Here is a 19,940-nt window from a genome sequence, read left to right as displayed (position 1 = left end):
TATCAGAACAGCGAGAACAGCAGCGCGACCGGGAAACTCATCGGCCAGGTGGCGCCAATCAGCACCGAGCAAAGCAGCTTAATACGTTTGGAGTCTTTGGCGAGCAGCCAGGTGATCCCGGCGCAGATTAACGCCATTACGGCGTAAAAAACCAGCATATGTTGATACAGCGTCATACAAGACATTACTACTTGTTAAAAAATTTTGCAGAATATGCTCTTTTTTATGACGTAGATCAAGTTTAGAAACTTTATTTACTCAGTAATAGCTGATTTCCGTCGTCACCTGCTGCCGCTGGGTTTGCTTCGTTTCTCCAATGCCGGTCACCAGCGTGATGTCGCAGGCGATGGGCGATAAGTGCGCGTCGTAGCGGCAGTGGCTTTCCGCCGTCAGAAACGGCGTTCTCATCGTTTCAGTCACCAGTTTGTAGTCAAACGGACGGCGCTCCGCGTCCTCGTAGCTGACTTTGGTTTGCGAAGCCACTTTGTCATTCAGGTAAAAATCAACCTGCCGGGGAAGCCCGTTGGTATCGTATTCATGATGAGCGATGTGCTGCCCGCCCGGCATGAAAAAAATATCCTTCAGCAGCCCGTCAGGCCAGTAGGCATATTTCACTTCGCCCAGCTCATCTTTCCTCTGTTTCACCAGACACTTTTCATCGAGCCTGAGGGAAAGCGGTTTGCCGTTTTGGGTTCCTGTCAGCGCGTTACCTTCACGGCGAAGCTGCAGCACCATTTTTTGCGCCGAGTCTCGTATATCAAGGCTGGTAACGCATCCGTTGCGGTCCACGCTCAGCCGGTTGTCATAATTTATTTCACCAGAAGGATGCTTCATCACGGTATGCATTTCGCGCACATTGCCCGCCGGGGCATTGAAATCAAACATTGTCGCCAGGTTGGCGATAACCGGGTTTCTTGCCGTTTGGGCATAAGCGAAAGAACAGAATACAAGTTGGATTGCCAGCAGAATGGCTCTTTTGAACGTCATATATCATCCTTGAAAGCAGGCCAACACCTCGTCGGCAAATAGCAGAAAATAAACAGATTAATTCTGAGGTTTAACGTGACACTTTACGCGATTCACTAAACAAAACCCACCGAAGTGGGTTTTTAGGGCACTTACAGCTTAGGAATAATCAGTACCTGTCCGGGATAAATTTTGTCCGGATGACTCAGCATCGGCTTATTCGCTTCAAAGATGGTGTTGTACTTATTGGCATCGCCGTAGACATGCTTAGAAATGGCGCTCAGGGTATCGCCCGATTTCACCGTATAGTAAGTGGCTTCCTGTGCAGCATCCGTCGCCTGAATATTATTTTCAACGCTGCTGATGCCGGCCACGTTACCTACCGCCACCTGAATTTTTTCTTTCAGCGCCTGAGTCAGCCCGTCTCCCCCGGAGATCACCGCTTTGCCGTTTTCTACGGTAACATTCACTTTGTCAGCGCCCGGAATGCCGCTGTTTTTCAAATGCTCCTCAAGCTTGCTGCCCTGCTCGCCTTCGTTCCCCTTCAGCGAGTCCCACAGTTTGGCGCCCGCGTCTTTGACAAAATCAAATAATCCCATGGTCTTTTCTCCTGTTTACTGGTCCCTGTAAGCCTGGCAAAACAAGCCAAAACCGCCAGTTGTTCCTGGTCAGTCCGCTGAATGTTTTATCATCACATGCCGAATAACGGTGTAATCCTCCAGCCCGTACAGCGACATATCTTTGCCGTAGCCGGACAGTTTTTGGCCGCCGTGCGGCATCTCGCTCACCAGCATAAAGTGCGTGTTTATCCAGGTGCAGCCATACTGCAGCCGGGCGCTCAGACGATGCGCCCGGCCCACATCCTGCGTCCATACCGAGGAAGCCAGGCCATAGCTGGAGTCGTTAGCCCAAGCCAGTACCTGCTGCTCATCGTCAAACTTAGTGACGCTGACGACCGGGCCAAACACCTCTTTTTGCACAATGGCATCGCCCTGCTTCGCCCCGGCCAGCAGCGTGGGCCGGTAGTAATAGCCCTCGCCGGCGACTTTACTGCCGCCGGTAATCACCTGGATATGCGGCAGCGCTTTGGCGTCTTCCACGGCCTGGCTGACTCGCTCAAGATGTGCCTTTGAACTCAGCGGCCCCAGCTCGGTGCTTTTGTCCTCAGGTGGCCCGTATTTGAGACTGGCCACGGCTTCGCCAAGCTGCTCAACCAGCCTGTCGTAAATCCCGCTTTGGGCGTAAATCCGGCAGGCGGCGGTGCAGTCCTGCCCGGCGTTGTAATAGCCGAAGGTTCGCACCCCGTCGACCACCGCCTGTAAATCCGCATCATCGAACACGATAACCGGCGCTTTGCCACCCAGCTCCATGTGCGTGCGCTTAATTGACGGGGCGGTGTGGCGAATAATGTGTTCCCCGGTGGCGATAGACCCGGTGAGGGACACCATGCGCACTTTTTCATGCACGGTCAGCGCATCACCGACCGTTTGCCCTCGCCCAAACAGCACGTTAATCACGCCCGCGGGGAAGATATCTTTCGCCAGTTCGGCCAGTTTAAACGCGGTCAGCGGCGTAATTTCGGAAGGCTTGATCACCACGCAGTTCCCGGCGGCCAGCGCCGGAGCCAGTTTCCAGGCCGCCATCATCAGCGGATAGTTCCAGGGCGCAATAGACGCCACCACGCCGACCGGATCGCGGCGGATCATCGAGGTGTGCCCGCTCAGATATTCTCCGGCGGCCAGGCCGCTGAGGCAGCGGCTCGCCCCGGCAAAAAAGCGAAAGACATCCACCACCGCCGGGATCTCATCGTTGAGTACGCAGTGGAAAGGTTTGCCGCAGTTCTGCGACTCCAGCCGGGCAAAGGCTTCCCGGTGTTGTTCGATGGCGTCGGCGAGCGCCAGAAGATGCTCCGCACGCTCTTTCGGCGTCGTCTGCCCCCATGTAACAAACGCGTTATCTGCCGCCAGGACCGCATCGTTAACTTGCTGCCCCGTGGCCTCCGCGACCTCCAGCAGCACCTGCCCCGTAGACGGGTTGTAGACAGGCTGTTTCTCTCCCAGACCATCCACAAGCTGGCCGTTAATCAACAATTGGCTTTGCATCCCGATCTCCTTTCCCGTTCTGATAATCATGGCCCCAGCGGCGCTCTGGCTTAAAAGGACTGAAGTAAAAAGCATAGCGCCGGCTTGATGGTGGCAGCGGTGCCGGGCGGTGATTTTCACCAGGTTGTGATGCACTGCGCAGTAAGTCCGATCCGGCGCTCCCCTTTGGTATAACAGGCCGCGGCGCAAATGAGGTATCTATTGAAAATTAATATGAAAAGAAGGTGGGATCCCCCTATGCTTTAGGCAGCCCTTTTCTTAGTTCACCGCCAGGAGGCACCATGAGTATTTCCGCCCGCAATCAGTTAACCGGCATCATCAGCCACGTCTCTGCCGGCGCCGTTAACGACGAAATAGAATTAACCCTGAACGGCGGCGGCACGCTGGTCGCCGTAGTGACCCGCAGCAGCAAAGAAGCGTTAGGCCTGGTTAACGGCAAAGCAGCGCTGGCCCTGATCAAAGCCCCGTGGGTGGTGCTGGCCAGCGAAGACTGCGGCTATCACTTCTCCGCCCGAAACCAGTTCCCAGGCGCGGTGAAAGCCATCGCGAAAGGCGCGGTGAACACCACCGTGCATATTCAGACCGACGCGGGTTTTGCATTAACCGCCGTAGTGACTAACGACGCGGCTGATGAAATGGTGCTTAAGGTGGGTTCTCGCCTGCTGGCGCTGGTGAAAGCCTCGTCAGTGCTGATTGCGGTGAAAAAATAAGCGCTGACCATCCGGCAACAGCGAAGGCTGCCGGATGTCACTCGCTTACCTGTAACGCACGTCAAGCTTGCTGTAGGCCACCACCGCCTCTGAACCGTCCTTGTTTTTGTCCTGGTTGTAGTTGCCTGCCTTGTAGTACAGCTGGATCCCTTCCCAGCTCTGCTTCGGATAGTCAAAGGTTTGGCTGGCCTTCTTGCCTCCGGCGCTGGTTTCCACCGTCACCTTCATGCCGCTCGCCGTGCCTTTGGCTTTGATGCTGTAATCAATTTTGTCTTTCAGACCGACGCCGGCAAGCAGCGTAGTGCGTTTTTCCGGGTCGCCGTAGTTTTCTTTCACGCCCGCCACTATCGCGCCGTCTTCCCAGCGCAGTTTCAGCATCTCTGAGCCGCCGGGTTTATCGCCGTGAATTTGAGCAAAAATAATCGAGCGCGTGGACGGATTTTTGACGATATACACCGACCCGCGCTGCTCATTCTCAAACTCGCTGCCGTTAACAAAATTGTGGGTGGCCCTTAGCTCGACGCGAGGAAATTCACTGTGCGGTGTAGATCCAAACCCGGACGGGGCTTTAAACATCATCGCCCCCGCCGGGATGGAAGAATCACAACTTTTATCCCCGCCGCAGTTGCTGTAGAAATAGCGGTTATGCAGCCCGGACGTGATCTTCACCTCATTCGGTTTTTCGCTGCCATCAAAGGATTGCAGCAAATAGTCCTTTGTCAGCACCGGATAATTTTCTCCTGGTGCATTCTGGCCGCTTTCAGCCCATGCGCTGCCGCTTAACGCCGCCAAAAACAGGCTGACCGGCAGCCCGTAACTTACTGTTTTACGCCTCATCTTTACCCCAATGCAAAATGTAAACCCGCCATACCAGCTAACCATTAATCAGCGTAGATGCTTTACTTAAAATCTGTTGCTGTGGCATATCAGTAGTAACAACGGATTTCCGGTAATTAACCTGATGCATAAAGGGAACAGTAATGATTAAAAAACTGCTCGTTTCAGTCCTGTTTGCAGCCAGCTACTCCGCCTTCGCGCTGGCGGATAACGCAGGGGCAGCGTTTAAGACGTTTCCGCTCGGCAAGCTTGAGGTCACCGCCCTGCACGATAAAGACAACGCCCTGCCCAACGATGGCAAAGTGATTGGCATCGACGTGGGAGAAAAAGCCGTGGCTGGAGTGCTGTCCGCCGCCGGCGCGCCAACGGACAGTATTAAGCTCAGCGTCGATGCCCTGCTGGTGAAAGACGGCAACAAAGTCATCCTGCTGGATACCGGGCTTGGCCCCAACGCTCAGGGGCAACTGATTGAGAGCCTCGCAAAAGCGGGCTATAAGCCAGAGCAGATAACCGATGTGCTGATCACCCACGTACACGGCGACCATGTTGGTGGCCTGCTGACGGCGGACGGCAAGCAGGCGTTCCCTCACGCCACGGTGCAAATCTCCGCCCCGGACTGGGCATGGCTGCAAACGATGCCGAAGATGAAGGCGCTGGCAGAGGCCATCCGGCCGCAGGTAAAAACCTTTAAACCTGGCGACAAGGTGCTACCGGGGATCGCGTCTGTACCTTTGCCGGGCCATACGCCGGGGCACGTTGGCTACCAGATTGTCTCCGGCAAGCAGCGACTTTTAGACATTGGCGACTCGGCGCACAGCTCGATTGTGTCGCTGACGAAACCCGAATGGGCAATTGCCTATGATAACGATCGCCAGGAAGGCATAGCCAACCGCAAAGCGCTGCTGGCCAAACTGGCCGCCGATCGTGAACTGATTTTTGCCCCGCACTTCCCGTTCCCGGGCGTCGGGCATATTGTGGCGAAGGGCGACCATTACGTTTTTCAACCGACAGAATAGCGGTGACACAAGCCGGTTCGCCGGCTTTTAACCCTCCTGCCGGTGAATCTGATACCAGACATGCCGGAGCAGCGGATGCTGCTCCGGCACCATGGGATGGTCAAACTCTCCGCTTCGGCGCATGCCCAGCTTCTCCATCACCCGCTGAGACGGCAAATTTGGCAGTGCGGTAAAAGCCACAATGCTGTCCAGATCGTATTCGTCGAAACCAATGCGCAGCGCTTCCCTCGCGGCCTCAGGGGCGTACCCTTTGCCCCAAAACGCTTTTCGAAGCCGCCAGCCGACCTCGACACAGGGGCCAAACGGCAGCGAGTAGCCGGGACGATTCAGGCCCACAAACCCGACCAGCTCACTGCTGCGTTGCTCTTCCACCGCCCAGAAGCCAAAGCCGTTTTCCGCCATACGCTGGCGGAATGTCTCCAGATAAGTCCGGCTTTATTCCGGCGTCAGGGGCTGCAAGAAATAGCGCATCACCTCCGGGTCAGCGTTCATGTCGGCAAACGGAACCAAGTCCTCGTCTCGCCACGCTCTCAGCAGCAATCTTTCAGTCTGGTACATGTTGCTCCTCAATCAATGCCGTGATTAAACGTGACAGCGTCACGGCAGCCTGACGCTCTCTTTCGCCCCAGGCCCACGAAGCGTTGAAGCGGAAATAGTTATCCCAGGCCCTGCCGGTCGTGAACATTTTCCCCGGCGCGATACTTATCTTGTGCGCCAGCGCCCTTTCGTTAAGCCGGCTGGCGTCCAGCCCTTCCGGCAGTTCAATCCACAGGAAATAGCCGCTTTCGCTGCGGTGGATTTTGACTTCAGGAGGGAAAAGCTCACTTAGCGTTTGCCAGGCCTGCTGTTTTCGCTCCGCCAGCATCCGGCGCAGCTTTCGCAGGTGGGTGTCATAGCGGCGGGTAGCCAGAAAATCGACCAGCGCCAGCTGCATCGGCGAACTGGTGGACAGGGTGCTCATGAGCTGCAGCTGCTGAATTCGGCGGGCGTGCTTCCCGGCGGCAACCCAGCCAATGCGAAACCCGGCCACCAGGCATTTTGAAAACGAGGAGCAATGCAGAGTCATATCATGCGCATCATACGCCCGGGCAGGCAGCGGCCTTTCACGCCCGTAATAAAGCTCGCTGTACACGTCATCTTCAATCAGCGTGACGTTATGCGCCTGTAACAGCTGCACCAGCTGCGCTTTTTTCTCCGGCGGCAGCGTCACGCCCAGCGGGTTCTGGCTGTTAGTCATTAACCAGCAGGCTTTGACCGGGTATTCCGCCAAAGCCTGCGCCAGCGCATCCAGATCGATCCCGCTTACCGGGTCGGTGGCGACCGATAACGCTTTAAGCCTCAGGCGCTCCAGCGCCTGCAGCGCGCCGTAGAAGCAAGGGTTTTCGACAATCACCCAGTCGCCCGGCTCGGTGACAGCCTGCAGGCTGAGGTTGAGCGCCTCCAGCGCGCCCGCGGTGATAACAATTTCATCCGGTGAAACGTGCATCCCTTGCTGGGCGTAACGCTGGGCAATGGCGTGGCGCAGCGCTTCGTTGCCCGGCGGCAGGCTTTCAATCACGCTGATGGCGGTTGCCGTTTTGCTGACCGCCGCCATTGAACGGTGGAGCGCCTGGAGCGGAAACAGGCGCGGATCCGGGAACGCGGAGCCAAACGGCACCACCGAGGCATCCGTGCTCGCCTGCAGCACGTCAAAAATATAGGTATTGATATCGACGGTTTCCGCGCGGGTCACCTGCACCGCAGGCGGCGCGGTGCGCGCCACGGGCCGGGGCGCAACGTAGTAGCCCGACTGCGGCCTGGCCACAATCGCTCCCTGGCTTTCAAGCATCTGATAGGCGTGGCCGACGGTCATAAAACTCATGCCGCTGTGGCCGACCTGCTCGCGCAGCGACGGTAAACGATCTCCCGGCTGCCAGACGCCGAGGGCAATCTGGTCGAGGATCTGCTGTGCCAGCTGCTGGTACTTTTTCATGCGCTGCTCCCTGTCTATATCACAGCGCTAAAAATACGCTGTTTTGTACAACTGTTATAGTCAGAAAGTGATTTTTTAACACGGAAAAACGGGCGGTAGAACCGCCCGTGAAGAGGTAAAACGTGGGGATTTTACTTCACATCGGCCAGCGCCGTTTTCTCAACGTAAGGCTTCATCAGGCTGTCTGCCGTTTGCTGGGCGGATTTCGCCGCGGCCTCCGGAGTGACTTTTTGATCGTTCACCACCGCCGCCAGCTGGTTTTCCATCGCCTGACGAACGGCAACCGTTTCATAAGTCGAATACCAGGGATGGGCATATTTCAGCTGATCCAGCGCGATTTGCGCCCGCGGATCTTTCTGCAGGTACTCTTTCATTTCTGGCGTGTCGTACGAAGCTTTCAGCGGGGAGAAATACCCGGTAAAGCGGCTCCACGCGCCGTTGACCTGCGGGCTAACCAGATACGTCAGGAACTGATACGCCGCCTTTTTCTGCGCATCGGAAATACCCTTGAAGCTGACCAGGCTCGCGCCGCCGATGGGCACCGCCCGCTGCTCTTTGGCGGGCATCATCGCCACTTCCATATCAAAATCTTTGCTGTTTTCGCGCATAAAGCCCAGCGCGCCGGTGCTCAGCATCGCCATGCCCAGCTTGCCGCTAAAGAAGGCGGCGCTGATCTGCTTGGAGTTAAGCACGCCGGACGGCATCACTTTGTCGCGGTAAACCATATTCTGCCAGAAGCGCAGCGCGCCGATGGTGGTCGGCGAGTCGTAATACACTTCGCCCGGATAGTTTTCGTTAAAGTAGTTGCCGCCGTTGGCGCGTACCAGCGAGGAGAAGATCCAGCCGCCGTAATCGTCGTTGGTGGACGGCAGCATGATGCCCCACTGCCCTTTGCTGGCGTCGGTCAGCTTCTTCGCATCGGCCAGCATTTCGGCCCAGGTCTGCGGCGGCTGCTTGATGCCCGCCTGGTCGAACATCGTTTTGTTGTAGTACAGGATTGGCGTGGAGTTATGGAACGGAATCGCGTACGTCACGCCCATCACCTGGGCGTTCTTGTGCATTGCCGGCCAGAAGTCGTTCATCAGGAAATCGCCTGCCTTACGGTTGCCGTATTTAAACAGCTCGTCCATCGGCAGGATTTCGTCTTTTAGCGCAAGGTCGGTGGTGAAGTTGGCTGACATAATGACCAGCGCCGGCGGCTGCCCGGCTTTCTGCGCGGATTCGGCTTTAATTTTGGTGGTGTCGTAGCTGCCGGTAAAAATACCGCGCACTTCAACATCCTGCTGAGAATCGTTAAACGCCTTGATGACGCGGGTCATCTCCATCGTCAGCTTGCCGTCGACCGGCGCCGGGAACATAAAATCAATTTTCTCTTTTGCCAGCGCTGCGCCGCTCGCGGCCAGTGAACAGCAAACGGCAAGCGCCCGCCATTTATGCATCAGGGGGTTAAACATGGTCAATCTCCTGGTGTAAGTTGTGGTGAAGGTCTGTGTGGAAAAGGTGTATATCCGAAGCGGAAAAACCGAGGGTTAACGTATCGCCTTTTTCTGGTACCACGCCGCGGTGGCGGCGGGTGTAGCGTAACGTTCCCAGGGGCGTGCTGACATGGAGCAGATAATCTGCGCCCATCAGTTCTCGTTGCAGCACCGTCGCCGAAAGCGTCAGGTGCCCGTTCTCTGGCCTGTCGGTGAGATGTTCCGGCCGAATCCCGAACCAGACGCTTTGCGCTTTCTCCGCCGCAGGCGGCAGAGGCAAGTCCAGCGTGGCGGGCAGAATGCGGCCGTTTTCACAAGGCACAGAAATCAAATTCATCGCCGGGGAGCCAATAAAACCGGCGACAAACAGGTTGGCCGGACGGGCATAAAGATGCTCCGGCTTGCCAACCTGCTGCACCACGCCCCCGTTCATCACGACGATGCGATCCGCCATCGACATGGCTTCCGTCTGGTCGTGGGTGACGTAGATGGTGGTCGTTTTGAGCTGATGGTGCAGCGTCATGATACTGTCGCGCACCTCGGTACGTAAGCGAGCATCCAGGTTTGAGAGCGGCTCATCCATCAGGAACAGGCGCGGGTTACGCACAATGGCTCTCGCCATTGCCACACGCTGACGCTGCCCGCCGGACAGTTTGGCCGGTTTGCGATCGAGCATTTCGCGCAGTTCCAGCATTGAGGCCACCTGCTCGAGGCGCGGCTGCCAGCTGGCTTTCTCTTCTTTACGGATCTTCATCCCAAAGGTGATGTTGTCCCGTACCGTCAGGTGCGGAAACAGCGCATAGTTCTGGAAGATCATCGCGAAGTTGCGCTCACGCGGCGACATCGCCGTAATGTTTTCGCCGCCGAGCCAAATCTCGCCGCCGCTAACCTCTTCCAGTCCCGCCAGCATCCGCAGCAGCGTACTTTTGCCGCAGCCGGACGGCCCGACCAGCACCACAAACTCGCCTTCGTCGATGCTGAGCGACAGCGCGTTCAGCGCCGCGACGCCTTCAAACTGCTTGCTTACCTGATTCAGTCTTAACATGGCGATTAATACTCATCCGTCGGGCAACTGATCGCCGCGTCATACAGCCACGGGCCAGCATAGTGCGCCAGCGAATGCTGATAGCTCACCCACTGGTCGCCCACCTGGCGGTGCATCAGGCAGGACGGCGGCGACAGATCGTAATACGGCCGGCTGTCCTCAAAGTGATACGGGACCTGGTGAACCGTGCCGGGAATCGTCGCTATCGTTGCCTGGCGGTATTGGGTCATCGTCAGGCTGTGGTTGTGGCCGCAGAAAATACGCACCAGCGACGGGAAACGGGCGACCAAATCCAGCAGCAGCTGGCCGTTTTCGCAGGCGATTTTGTCCATTTGCGCGTTGCCCAGTGGCAGCGGCGGATGGTGCATAAAGACCGCCGTGGGCTTGTCGCCGCTCGCGGTTAACTCGGCTTCCAGCCAGGCCACGGTGTTGTCGGTCAGCCAGCCTTTGGAATGCCCGGCGAGGCTGGAGTCGATAAACAGCAGCCGGGTAGCGAAGTCGTCCACCGCATAGCGGATATTTTCCGGGTCGTCCCCCAATTGCGGGCAAAGCGGACGCAGGTATTCCAGAAAATGCGCCTTATCGTCATGGTTGCCGGGGATCAAATAAAGCGGCGACTTGATGGTGCCGAGCACCTGGCGCGCGACCTCGTACTCTGAAGGGCGCCCGCAGTTGACGATATCTCCGCTGACGATGACCGCGTCCGGGCGCTCACGCAGCGCGTTCAGCTGCGAGGCTACGTCGGCATTCCCCGCGTTGATGTCGATAAAGCCGTACAGCTTCTGGTTCTGACTGCGGAAATGGGTGTCGGAAATATGGGCCAATAACATCACTCAACTCCTTATTTGATACCTGAAAAACCAAAACTTCGCAGAAACTGCTTCTGGAAGGCGATAAAGGCGAGCATCAGCGGCAGGCAAACCATAATGGTCCCGGCGCTGATAGTGCCCCACTGGCCGCCGGATTCGGCGCCCATAGCAAACGAAACGAGCCCGACCGTCAGCACCTGTTTGTCCGGGTCGTTGAGCATCATTAGCGGCCACAGGTACTCGTTCCAGTGGTAGGTAATACTCACGGTGGCGAAAGCCAGCACCGACGGCCAACACATCGGCAGCAGCACGCGGTAAAGCACCTGCCACCAGCGGCAGCCCTCCATCAGCGCGGCCTCCTCCAGCTCTTTCGGGATGGCGAGGAACGCCTGGCGCATCAGGAACACGCCGAACGCAGAGGTGAAATACGGCATCATCACGCCGGTCAGCGTATTGAGCAGGCCCAGCGCTTTGAGCGTCATCATGTTCGGCACCATCATTACCACCGGCATGATCATCAGCTGCACCAGAAACAGCAGGAACAGCGTCTGCTTGCCGCGAAATTCATGGCAGGCAAAAACGTACCCGGCGGTGGTGATGGTGATGAGCTGCACGAAGAAAGTCCCGAAGCTGAAAATCAGCGTATTGGCGTACAAACTGAGCCAGTCGGCGCTCTGCCACGCATCGCGAAAGTTATCCAGCGTGAGCGGAAAACGCGGCAATATAGAGGCCATGCCTTCCCCAAAGGTGCTGGCGCTAAAAGCGGATGAAAGCATCCAGATAAACGGGCTAACCCACAGCAGGGCCAGGCAGCACATCAGCACGGTGAGCGTAACGCCCTTTGATTTTCTCAGGCGCAACCACAGCGGCTGCGGCACGCTACGCGCGTTGACAACGGACCCAGAAAACTCAACGCTCATGGTGGGCGCCCCTTTCCAGCAGCTTGAGGTTAACGAACGAGAAGACAAACAGCCCGGCCAGCGTCAGGAAGGTGGCGGCAGAGGCTTTGCCTAAATCATGGGTGTCCCAGGCGAGGCTCTGGATGTAATACAGCAGCACGGTGGTGGCGTTATCCGGCCCGCCGCGCGTCATCACCGCCACGTGGTCAATCTGCGTAATCGAGTAGATAAGCGCCGTGGTTACCACAAAGCTCAGCGTCGGGCGCAGCAGCGGTAAAGTGACTTTGAAGAACACCTGCGTAGGGGTCGCTCCTTCCATGATCGCCGCTTCACGCGCCGAGGCTGGCAGGCTTTGTAAGCCGGCGAGGAAGAACAGCATGTAATAGCCCGCGAACTTCCAGACACCAATCAGCGCCAGGGCGTACAGCGCGCTGTTGCTGCGGCCGAGCCAGTTGTTATTCATCGGGCCGAACAGCTTTGCCAGGTAGTAATCCAGCATGCCCATGCCCGGCATAAAGATGAATAGCCACAGCGCAGCTGCGCTGACCATCGGAATAATCATCGGGAAGAAAAACGCCGTTCGCAGCCAGCGATTAACGCGGTGGTTTTCCCACAGCGCAACCGCCAGCAGCAGCGCGAGCGCCACACCGGGGATGACGGTCAGCACGATGTAGAACAGATTATTTAGCAGTGATTTCCAGAAAACCGCGTCGGCAAAAAGGCGAACATAGTTGCCTGCGCCCACATACGCGCCGGCCTCACCGGCCATACGTGTATCAAACAGGCTGTCGTACACCGAGCGGATCAGCGGGAACCAGGTAAAGAGCAGTAGAAAGATCAAAGATGGCGTCAGAATCAGCCACGGAAGCCAGGGACGTTTTGCCATTGTCTGCAAACCTGTCAGGGGTCAGAAGTCAGTCAGTATGGGAGGGATTTATGGCAGAAACGTGACGGGGAAATGGCAGTTTTGCGCCAGATAAAACGGGCAGCTTGCCGACTACGGGATAACTGCCTGTCGTTCAAAGAGATTGTCTTTGCAGGGATATATTCTTTAACCGTGCAAAAACGCTACTGCATCTGTTCCAGACTCGCCTTTTTCGTTTTGCGGTTATACAGGCACAGTTCTTTGCCCGGCACCGGCTGGCTGTTCTTGAATTTGTAGTTGCCTGAAATCACCACCGCCGAGTAACCGACCTCGTCGCTGAAGTCAGTGCGCTTCCCTTCTATCTTTTTCTCCTGCAGGGCGCTGATGGCGAGACAGCTTTTTTGTACGTCTTTGTCCAACTGCTGCCAGGCCGCTTCCGAGGAAGCCAGGCTGCTAAAGGTCGTCAGTAAAACCGGAATTGCGGCGAGAGCATATCGCTTCTTCATGGACACCTCGAAAACAAACGGATAACGGGCTTTCACTCCCCTCAGGCGGATAATCTAAAACATTATCCGCCCGGAATTATCTGTATTGTATAGCCAATGCCTGTATCACTTGCCCAGCTTCGACAGCATTTCCGGCCGCATAAACTTATGGATGACCAGCATAAACAGCAGCGACGGTACCAGCAAAATCAGCGCGGTAATGGACGATACCTGGTAATTCCCGGACATGCTGGCGTTGTAAAGCAGCAGCGGCAGCGTGGTGATATCCGGCGCGCCGACGAAAAAGGTGCCGGTAAACTCATCCAGCGACTCCAGGAACACGAAAATTCCGGCGGCCATGATCCCCGGCAAAGCCTGCGGCAACACAATATGCCAGAAGGTAAACAGCGGCCCTGCCCCTAAATTACGCGAGGCACGCGCCTGCAGCGGATCGACAGCCGAAAATGCGGCGACGCATATCCAGACTGAATACATCAGGCCATGTACGCTGTGCACCAGCACCACGCCAGCCACCGTGCCGTTCAGCCCCCACTGATAGAAAAGCCGGGCGATGTTCATATACACCGTCAGGTTTGGAAACGCCTGCGGGATCAAAAACAGCAGCATAAACATCACCCGGAACGGCATCGCCCGGCGGGAAAGCGCGTAGCCAGCAGGAACGGATATCAGCAGGCAAACCAGCACCGACAGCACGGCAATAAACACGCTGGTCAGCAGCGAGCCGGACACATCGCTGTACGGGCTAAACACCTGATACCAGTACTTTAATCCCCACTGGCTCGGCAAGATATGCGGATAAAACCAGCTTTCCGCCACCGTCCAGACAAGCAGGTTCAGCAGCGGGCCGAACATCGCAAACAGCATAAAGGCCAGCAGCAGTACCTGCAGCGGCAGGCCGAATCGGCCTTTTATCAGGCTCATGCTTCCCCTCCTTTCTGGCGCAGGCTGTGGCGCAGATAAAACCATGACAGCGTCCCGCAAATCAGCAGGGAGATCACCCCCAGCGCGTTCGCTACCGCATAATCGCTGTAGGCGTTAACGCGAAACGCCATATCCACGGTCAGCATCGTTGGCGTCCCGGTGCCGATCATCAGCGGCACGGACAACACGGACATCATGGTCACCGTGGAAAGCACCAGCGCAACGCCAATGGCCGGTAACACCTGCGGTAAAATAATGTCGAACAAAATGCGAACTCGCGAAGCCCCCAGGTTTCTGGCAGCCAGTACCTGCGAAGGCTCCAGCGCCGCCATCGCCCCGCAAATAAGCAAGGTGGCAAACGCCAGCTGTTTCCAGACGAAGGTAATGATGATCCCTCTCCAGCCGAGCCAGGAAATCGTGTCCAGCGGCTGCACCAGATCGCTGGCAACCAGCAGGTTATTCATCAGGCCATTTTTGGCGAGAAACGTGCGCATCATCTGCGCGGCAACGATAAACGGAATAAACAGCGGCAGGCGGTAAAGCATACCCAGCAGCTGAACCACAAGGCGACAGGAAGAGAGCGTAATCACCGCTGAGATCGTAATCGACAACGCGGCCAGCAGCGCAACCGACACCAGCACGATAAACACCGTGAACAGAATATCGTTTGAATAGAGCGCCAGGACTTTAGCAAAGTGTTGCCACGTCAGCGCCCCGCTATCAGACGTAAAGGCGGCCACCAGAGAAAAGCCCAGCGGATAAAGAAACAGCACCACAATCATCAGCGCGGCGGGGCTCACCAGCAGCAGATAGTTAAGCGAAACGCGCATAGCAAACCTTTAAGCTTGAGCGTGGCGCCCGACCTGAACCGGGCGCCAGGAAAGAATTAGTTAGACACCTGGCTTTCGTACCCTTCTTTGATGTCGTCAAAGTAAGGCGCTATCGGGAAGCTTTTGCCGTAATCGGCGAGCGCTTTCGGGGAAATCTCGGCAAACAGTTTGCTCCAGGTTGCGTCATCCAGCTTCGGCTTGACGTACTTAGCGTCAATGCCCGGATACCAGTTAAACTGCTTCACGATCCCGTCAGCCTGCACTTCCGGGCTGGTCGCCAGGGCAATAAACTCGCGCGCCAGCTCAGGCTGTGCCGCTTTAGCCGGCGTGACGTAATACATCGGCTGCCCCGGCATGCCCGGTGAAAGCAAAGCGAGCTTGATGGACGGCGGCAGTTTGCCCTGATCTTTCCAGGTGTAGAACATATCCACCCAGACCGGCCCCATGGCGATTTCCCCGCGGGTCAGCATATCCAGCGTACCGGCGTTGCCCGGCGTAAAGGTCACGTTCTTGTTGAACGCTTTTAGCTTCTCGAACGCCTGCGCCCAGTTTTTTTCTACGCTTTTATCATAAGGCAAAGCGGACAGGCGCTGGGCGTCGGTGCCGTAGGCGTAGATCCAGCCAACGACAAAGCTGACGCCGGACATACCGTTTTTAATGCCGTTGTAGCCGAACGCCTGCGGATGTTTCGCCGCCCACGCAACCAGCTCGTCGTAAGAGGCCGGTGGTGCTTTCATCGTTTCACTGTTCCAGGCGATAGCCGTCTGGCTCAGGAACATCGGCATCACATAGCCGTCCACGTTCACGCCCAGCGCATTTTTAGCGTTATCCGCGGTGACCATGTCGCCCGTTTTAATATGCTGGCGGTATTTTTCCAGCAGCCCTTTTTCCACCAGTTCGCCGCCCGCTTTCTGGTGAACCACGGCCACGTCGATATCCCAGGTTTTAGCCCCGCTCTGCTGCTGAGCGCTCAGTTTTTCGATGATTTTATTTGAGCCTGCGTCCCCCGGCCCGGTGCCGACCACGCGCACCTTCACTCCCGGATGCGCGGCTTCAAACTTTGGCCCCAGCCAGGTTTTGACGTAATCCACCATATTCTGGTCACCTGCGGTGGCCACGTTTAAAACGGTTTCCGCCTGTGCGCCATAACTTAAAAATAACGCCGTGACGGCGGCAAGGCTGGTTTTAGTAAACATAATTACCCCTCAGAGAAATAGACTGGTTCAAGCTGTGTGGGACGGACTAAAAATATGCAGGGCTGACTCAGGCACATGCAGCCTGACTTTTGTATTCAATGGCAAATTATCAACGGAATCGGCGTGAAAAAGACGCTGCTGACAGCGAATGGCGTAGCGGTAGTTGTGGCCAATAAAAGCATTCTGCTCAATCACACCTTCAAGCATTAATCCACTCTCCGGGAAAGAGGCATTGAATAATGATGAAAGCGCGGCGTCAGAGCTTCTGAAATAGATGTCCTGCTCGCCGTTATTATTTAGCGAGGCCAGGCCCAGCGCATCTATTTCTTCCGCCGTAATACGGTTATCGGCCCCCATAAAATCAGCCACAAATGGCGTGGCGGGCTTTTGGTAAATCTCTTCCGGAGTGCCGATTTGCTCGATATGCCCATTATTCAGCACCACGATGCGGTCAGCCATCACCAGCGCTTCCTGCTGATCGTGGGTGACGATCACCGAGGTGAAGCCCAGTTTTTTCTGCAGCTGCTTGATTTCGTGCCGCACGTTAAGCCGGACTTTGGCGTCCAGGTTCGACAACGGTTCATCCAGCACCAGTACGTCTGGCTCAATGGCCAGCGCGCGCGCCAGAGCTACGCGCTGACGCTGTCCGCCGGAAAGTTCGGTAATTTTCGCGCCGGCAAGGCCGGTCAGGTTAACCATCTGCAATAGTTCAAGCACTCGGGCCTGAATCGCGTCCCGCCGCCATCTGCGTAGCTTCAGGCCGTAACCAATATTTTGTTCCACCGTTAAATGCGGCCACAGCGCATAGCTTTGAAATACCATGGTGATATTTCGCTGTTCCGGCGGGCTTTGGGTAATATTATTTCCGGCCACGGTAATGCGGCCCTGCTTAACGGGAATAAATCCACACAGCGCATTTAATAACGTTGTTTTCCCGCAGCCGGACGGGCCCAGCAATGCAATCATCTCGCCTTTCTTCACGGCAAGATTAATCTCTTTTAGCACCACCTTTTCGCCGTAACTGATTTGCAGGTGCGCCATTTCCAGGTAGCTCATAACGGTATCCGACATGTTTATTTACGTCTTTTTTGCTCTGAGTGAACACGTGTTCATTTCGCTGTAAAAAAAATGAAACGCCGCTCAGAGATGATGTGAGCCTACTGTGGCGTGTCTTTGTGACACTTTAATTAACCGCGATAAATTTTTAGCGAGGGGCAATGAAAATCGACGTGCTTGGCTGCGGCAGCGCTTTCTCCCGCTGGCAAAATACTTCCGCGCTGCGGATAGTGGATGACGAAAACCGGCAATGGCTTATCGACTGTGGCCCTACCGTGCCCCGCGCGCTGTGGCAGCGCGGCGGCGGCATCAACGACATCGACGTGCTGTTTTTCACCCACGTGCATCCCGACCACTGCACCGGGTTAACGGCGCTGCTTAATCACTGGAAAAGTTTTGCCCGCCAAAAGCCGCTGGTGATCTACAGCCAGCCGGCGCAGCGCGAAGTACTGATGCAGCTGGCCTCGCTCGCCAACTGGCCGGAACCTTCGCTCTGCTTCCCCATCGAATGGCGCGACAGCCAAGCTGATTTTCACTGGCACCACTGGCGGATCCGCACCGCCCCAACCCGCCATGAAATGGCCAATCTGGCGCTGCGCGTGGATATCCGGGAATATGCTTTGTTCTATAGCGGCGACGGACGGCCAACCGAAGAGTCCATCGCGCTGATGGCCGGTGTGGATCTGGCGTTTCAGGAGTGCGCCTCGCTGTCTGAACTGGCGGAGGACGCTTCCCACGGCGACTTCCCCGGTTGCCTGAAGCTTTTTACTTCTCTGGGGCTGCCGTCGCTGGGGTTGTACCACTGTAACGATGCCATTTTGCCCTCGCTGAAGCTGGCCTGTCGCCCCCACGCCGGGCTGTTCGTCAGCCAGGACGGGCTGCAGTACGACTTCCATCAGCAGCGGTTTTACACTGAGGATTACCTGTCTTGAGTCCGTCCATGCATAAACAAAGCGTGACCGCCGAAGATGTGGCCCGCCGGGCGGGCGTTTCTCGCGCCGTGGTTTCCCGGGCGCTGAGCAACAACGGCAGTATTTCCCCTGCCACGCGGGAACGCGTGCTGCAGGTCGCCGAAGAGCTGGGTTATCAGGTCAATTTTCTTGCCCAGGGGCTTAACCGCCGCCGTAGCCATCTGATTGGCGTCATCGTGTCGCGCATCCACGATCCGTTTCGGAGCAGCCTGCTTGACGGCCTTCTCAGTGAAATTCAGCGCAACGGCTTTCAGGCGCTGGTGACGGAGATCCGCTCTGAGCAGGAGCTGGCGGAAACGCTGCGCCATTTCACGCAATTTCGCGTCTCCGGCGTGATAGTCACCTCCGGCAAACCACCCGAAGCGCTGGTGAACGAGTGCGTGCAGCAGCATATTCCGGTGGTCGGCATCAACCGCCAGCCCGACATTCCGGGCGTGGATTACGTCTGCTCGGATAACGCCGCCGGGGCGGTGCTCGCCGCCGAACAGCTGGTCAACAGCGGATGCAAACATTTTGGCTGGCTTAACAATCACTCTTCTACCTGGGCCGGCAGAATGCGCGGCGAGGCATTCCGCCAGGCGCTGAGCGAGCGTGGCGTAAACATTGAGCAAAACCTGGTTTCGCTGCTTTGTGCGGAAGAAGGCTATGAAGGCGGCTGGCAGGCGGCTGCGGCTGCGGTACAGATCCCCGACGGTATTTTCTGCGCCAACGCTCAGCTGGCCTGTGGCTTTCTCGACGGAATGCGCCAGCACGGTCAATATGCGCCACAGGATTTTCAGCTGATCGGCTTCGATAACACGCCGCAAACGGCGCAGTACAGCTACCGGCTCACCACCCTTAACCAGGACGTGGAAGAGATCTCGCGTCTGGCGCTGGCTCACCTGCTGGAGCGCGCCCGAACGCCTGCACAGCCTTCACGCACCAGTTGGGTGAAGGTCAACATGATTCACCGACACACGTCTATTCCCCTTATTTAAGAGCAAAACATGACCGAACAACAGCTACAGGCATTATGCGCGTTAATCCGCGAAGCGGGCGCCCGCGCCCAGGCACTGCGCGATGCAGGCTTAAGCGTGGAGAAAAAAGGCCGCCAGGATTTCGTCTCACAGGCGGACATTCTGGTTGAGCAAGAGATTAAAAGCTGGCTGCAAACGCATTGCCCGCAGGATGGCTTCCTCGGGGAAGAAAGCGGCCTGGTGGAGGGCGAGCGTGGCGTCTGGGTACTCGACCCGGTTGACGGCACCACTAACTTTATTCTTGGCATGGACTACTGGTGCGTCTCCCTGGCTTACGTCAGGCAGAATGTCATTGAGCTGGGGATTATCTATGCCCCCGATCGCGATGAGTTCTTTTTCGCCCGGCACGGCGCAGGCGCATTCCTGAACGGCAAACCGCTCAAGCTGCACGATCCTTCCCCGGAAAGCGTGGTCATCGGCCTGGGCCGTTCCAGCCGCGCGCCGGTTCCACTCTATGCACGCACTATCGAAGATGTCCTGAACGACGGCATGGAATACCGGCGTTTTGGCGCAGGCGCGCTGATGCTGGCGCACGTTGCCGCGGGCCAGGTACACGCTTACTACGAGGAGCATATGAACAGCTGGGACGCGCTGGCCGGGCTGCTGCTGATCACCGAGGCGGGCGGCAGCAGTAACGCTTTTCTCGCCAACGGCGGCCTGTTGCAAGGTAATCTGGTACTGGCCGGCTGCACCAGCGTGCAGGAAAGGTTAATGGCGCTGCTGGATGGCGAAATGAATTGATTAAGCC

At 56.8% G+C, this 19,940-nt stretch carries 21 protein-coding genes and 1 pseudogene; 5 read left to right on the top strand and 17 right to left on the bottom strand.

All coding sequences use genetic code 11. The annotated features are described in order from the left end of the window. Window positions 1-2 precede the first annotated feature (2 nt). From F3J29_RS05875 to patD, 4 genes are all read right to left on the bottom strand, one after another. Window positions 3-176, bottom strand: a complete 174-nt coding sequence (locus tag F3J29_RS05875) for a GhoT/OrtT family toxin (protein ID WP_008461495.1) — start codon at window positions 174-176, stop codon at window positions 3-5. A gap of 82 nt (window positions 177-258) precedes the next feature. Further along, window positions 259-987, bottom strand: a complete 729-nt coding sequence (locus tag F3J29_RS05870) for a YnfC family lipoprotein (RefSeq protein WP_166863765.1) — start codon at window positions 985-987, stop codon at window positions 259-261. A 131-nt stretch (window positions 988-1,118) separates the two neighbouring features. Continuing rightward, window positions 1,119-1,565 carry a peptidoglycan-binding protein LysM gene (gene lysM, locus F3J29_RS05865; protein WP_008461492.1) on the bottom strand — a complete coding sequence of 149 codons (447 nt, stop codon included), beginning with the start codon at window positions 1,563-1,565 and terminating at the stop codon, window positions 1,119-1,121. A gap of 69 nt (window positions 1,566-1,634) precedes the next feature. Continuing rightward, on the bottom strand, window positions 1,635-3,068 hold the full coding sequence (patD, locus tag F3J29_RS05860) for an aminobutyraldehyde dehydrogenase (protein ID WP_166863763.1): 1,434 nt from the start codon (window positions 3,066-3,068) through the stop codon (window positions 1,635-1,637). A 281-nt stretch (window positions 3,069-3,349) separates the two neighbouring features. Between patD and F3J29_RS05855 the strand changes: the two genes are divergently transcribed. Further along, window positions 3,350-3,778 (top strand): TOBE domain-containing protein, encoded by a 429-nt coding sequence (locus tag F3J29_RS05855; RefSeq protein WP_166863761.1) that lies wholly within the window; start codon window positions 3,350-3,352, stop codon window positions 3,776-3,778. A 45-nt stretch (window positions 3,779-3,823) separates the two neighbouring features. Here F3J29_RS05855 and F3J29_RS05850 read toward each other — a convergent pair whose 3' ends face one another. Next, window positions 3,824-4,615: a polysaccharide lyase family 7 protein gene (locus F3J29_RS05850; RefSeq protein ID WP_166863759.1), complete on the bottom strand. Its 792-nt coding sequence runs from the start codon at window positions 4,613-4,615 to the stop codon at window positions 3,824-3,826. Between the two features lie 143 nt (window positions 4,616-4,758). Here F3J29_RS05850 and F3J29_RS05845 point away from each other — a divergent pair, with 143 nt between their 5' ends. Continuing rightward, window positions 4,759-5,631 carry an MBL fold metallo-hydrolase gene (locus tag F3J29_RS05845; protein WP_166863757.1) on the top strand — a complete coding sequence of 291 codons (873 nt, stop codon included), beginning with the start codon at window positions 4,759-4,761 and terminating at the stop codon, window positions 5,629-5,631. A gap of 27 nt (window positions 5,632-5,658) precedes the next feature. Here the strand turns inward: F3J29_RS05845 and F3J29_RS05840 are convergent. The 12 genes and pseudogenes from F3J29_RS05840 to F3J29_RS05785 all read right to left on the bottom strand — a co-directional run bounded on the left by F3J29_RS05840 (window position 5,659) and on the right by F3J29_RS05785 (window position 17,205). Further along, window positions 5,659-6,189: pseudogene (locus F3J29_RS05840) on the bottom strand (GNAT family N-acetyltransferase). After that, window positions 6,176-7,603 carry an aminotransferase-like domain-containing protein gene (locus F3J29_RS05835; protein WP_166863755.1) on the bottom strand — a complete coding sequence of 476 codons (1,428 nt, stop codon included), beginning with the start codon at window positions 7,601-7,603 and terminating at the stop codon, window positions 6,176-6,178. Before F3J29_RS05835 ends, F3J29_RS05840 begins: the two are co-directional and overlap by 14 nt. Window positions 7,604-7,734: 131 nt before the next feature. Next, complete coding sequence (locus tag F3J29_RS05830; RefSeq protein WP_166864989.1) at window positions 7,735-9,042, bottom strand: ABC transporter substrate-binding protein; 1,308 nt, start codon at window positions 9,040-9,042, stop codon at window positions 7,735-7,737. A gap of 7 nt (window positions 9,043-9,049) precedes the next feature. Then, window positions 9,050-10,123, bottom strand: a complete 1,074-nt coding sequence (locus F3J29_RS05825) for an ABC transporter ATP-binding protein (RefSeq protein ID WP_166863753.1) — start codon at window positions 10,121-10,123, stop codon at window positions 9,050-9,052. Between the two features lie 5 nt (window positions 10,124-10,128). After that, window positions 10,129-10,953 carry a glycerophosphodiester phosphodiesterase GpdQ gene (gpdQ, locus tag F3J29_RS05820; RefSeq protein WP_166864986.1) on the bottom strand — a complete coding sequence of 275 codons (825 nt, stop codon included), beginning with the start codon at window positions 10,951-10,953 and terminating at the stop codon, window positions 10,129-10,131. 11 nt (window positions 10,954-10,964) lie between these two features. After that, window positions 10,965-11,852 (bottom strand): carbohydrate ABC transporter permease, encoded by an 888-nt coding sequence (locus tag F3J29_RS05815; RefSeq protein ID WP_166863751.1) that lies wholly within the window; start codon window positions 11,850-11,852, stop codon window positions 10,965-10,967. Then, on the bottom strand, window positions 11,842-12,717 hold the full coding sequence (locus F3J29_RS05810; RefSeq protein ID WP_502706548.1) for a carbohydrate ABC transporter permease: 876 nt from the start codon (window positions 12,715-12,717) through the stop codon (window positions 11,842-11,844). Before F3J29_RS05810 ends, F3J29_RS05815 begins: the two co-directional genes overlap by 11 nt. A 182-nt stretch (window positions 12,718-12,899) precedes the next feature. Continuing rightward, window positions 12,900-13,202 (bottom strand): hypothetical protein, encoded by a 303-nt coding sequence (locus F3J29_RS05805; protein WP_052045593.1) that lies wholly within the window; start codon window positions 13,200-13,202, stop codon window positions 12,900-12,902. A gap of 105 nt (window positions 13,203-13,307) precedes the next feature. Continuing rightward, window positions 13,308-14,123 (bottom strand): ABC transporter permease, encoded by an 816-nt coding sequence (locus tag F3J29_RS05800; protein WP_166863747.1) that lies wholly within the window; start codon window positions 14,121-14,123, stop codon window positions 13,308-13,310. Beyond that, window positions 14,120-14,953, bottom strand: coding sequence for an ABC transporter permease (locus F3J29_RS05795; protein WP_166863745.1), 834 nt, complete (start codon window positions 14,951-14,953; stop codon window positions 14,120-14,122). Before F3J29_RS05795 ends, F3J29_RS05800 begins: the two co-directional genes overlap by 4 nt. Before the next feature lie 56 nt (window positions 14,954-15,009). After that, entirely contained in the window at window positions 15,010-16,149 is a 1,140-nt protein-coding gene (locus tag F3J29_RS05790; RefSeq protein WP_166863743.1) for an ABC transporter substrate-binding protein, read from the bottom strand. Window positions 16,150-16,176: 27 nt separating this feature from the next. Beyond that, window positions 16,177-17,205: an ABC transporter ATP-binding protein gene (locus tag F3J29_RS05785; RefSeq protein ID WP_166864983.1), complete on the bottom strand. Its 1,029-nt coding sequence runs from the start codon at window positions 17,203-17,205 to the stop codon at window positions 16,177-16,179. A 161-nt stretch (window positions 17,206-17,366) separates the two neighbouring features. Here F3J29_RS05785 and F3J29_RS05780 point away from each other — a divergent pair, with 161 nt between their 5' ends. Genes F3J29_RS05780 through F3J29_RS05770 form a run of 3 tightly spaced genes read left to right on the top strand, consistent with a single transcriptional unit; the run spans window position 17,367 to window position 19,933 of the window. Beyond that, window positions 17,367-18,137 (top strand): MBL fold metallo-hydrolase, encoded by a 771-nt coding sequence (locus tag F3J29_RS05780; RefSeq protein WP_166863741.1) that lies wholly within the window; start codon window positions 17,367-17,369, stop codon window positions 18,135-18,137. 8 nt (window positions 18,138-18,145) lie between these two features. Continuing rightward, a complete protein-coding gene (locus F3J29_RS05775) occupies window positions 18,146-19,153 on the top strand; it encodes a LacI family DNA-binding transcriptional regulator (RefSeq protein WP_502706547.1) in 1,008 nt (335 codons plus the stop codon). Window positions 19,154-19,162: 9 nt separating this feature from the next. Then, entirely contained in the window at window positions 19,163-19,933 is a 771-nt protein-coding gene (locus F3J29_RS05770) for an inositol monophosphatase family protein (RefSeq protein WP_166863737.1), read from the top strand. Window positions 19,934-19,940: the final 7 nt, after the last annotated feature.

Source organism: Enterobacter sp. Cy-643 (genome assembly GCF_011752815.1).
Taxonomy (GTDB): Bacteria; Pseudomonadota; Gammaproteobacteria; order Enterobacterales; family Enterobacteriaceae; genus Cedecea.
This window is presented reverse-complemented; position numbering and strand designations above follow the sequence as displayed.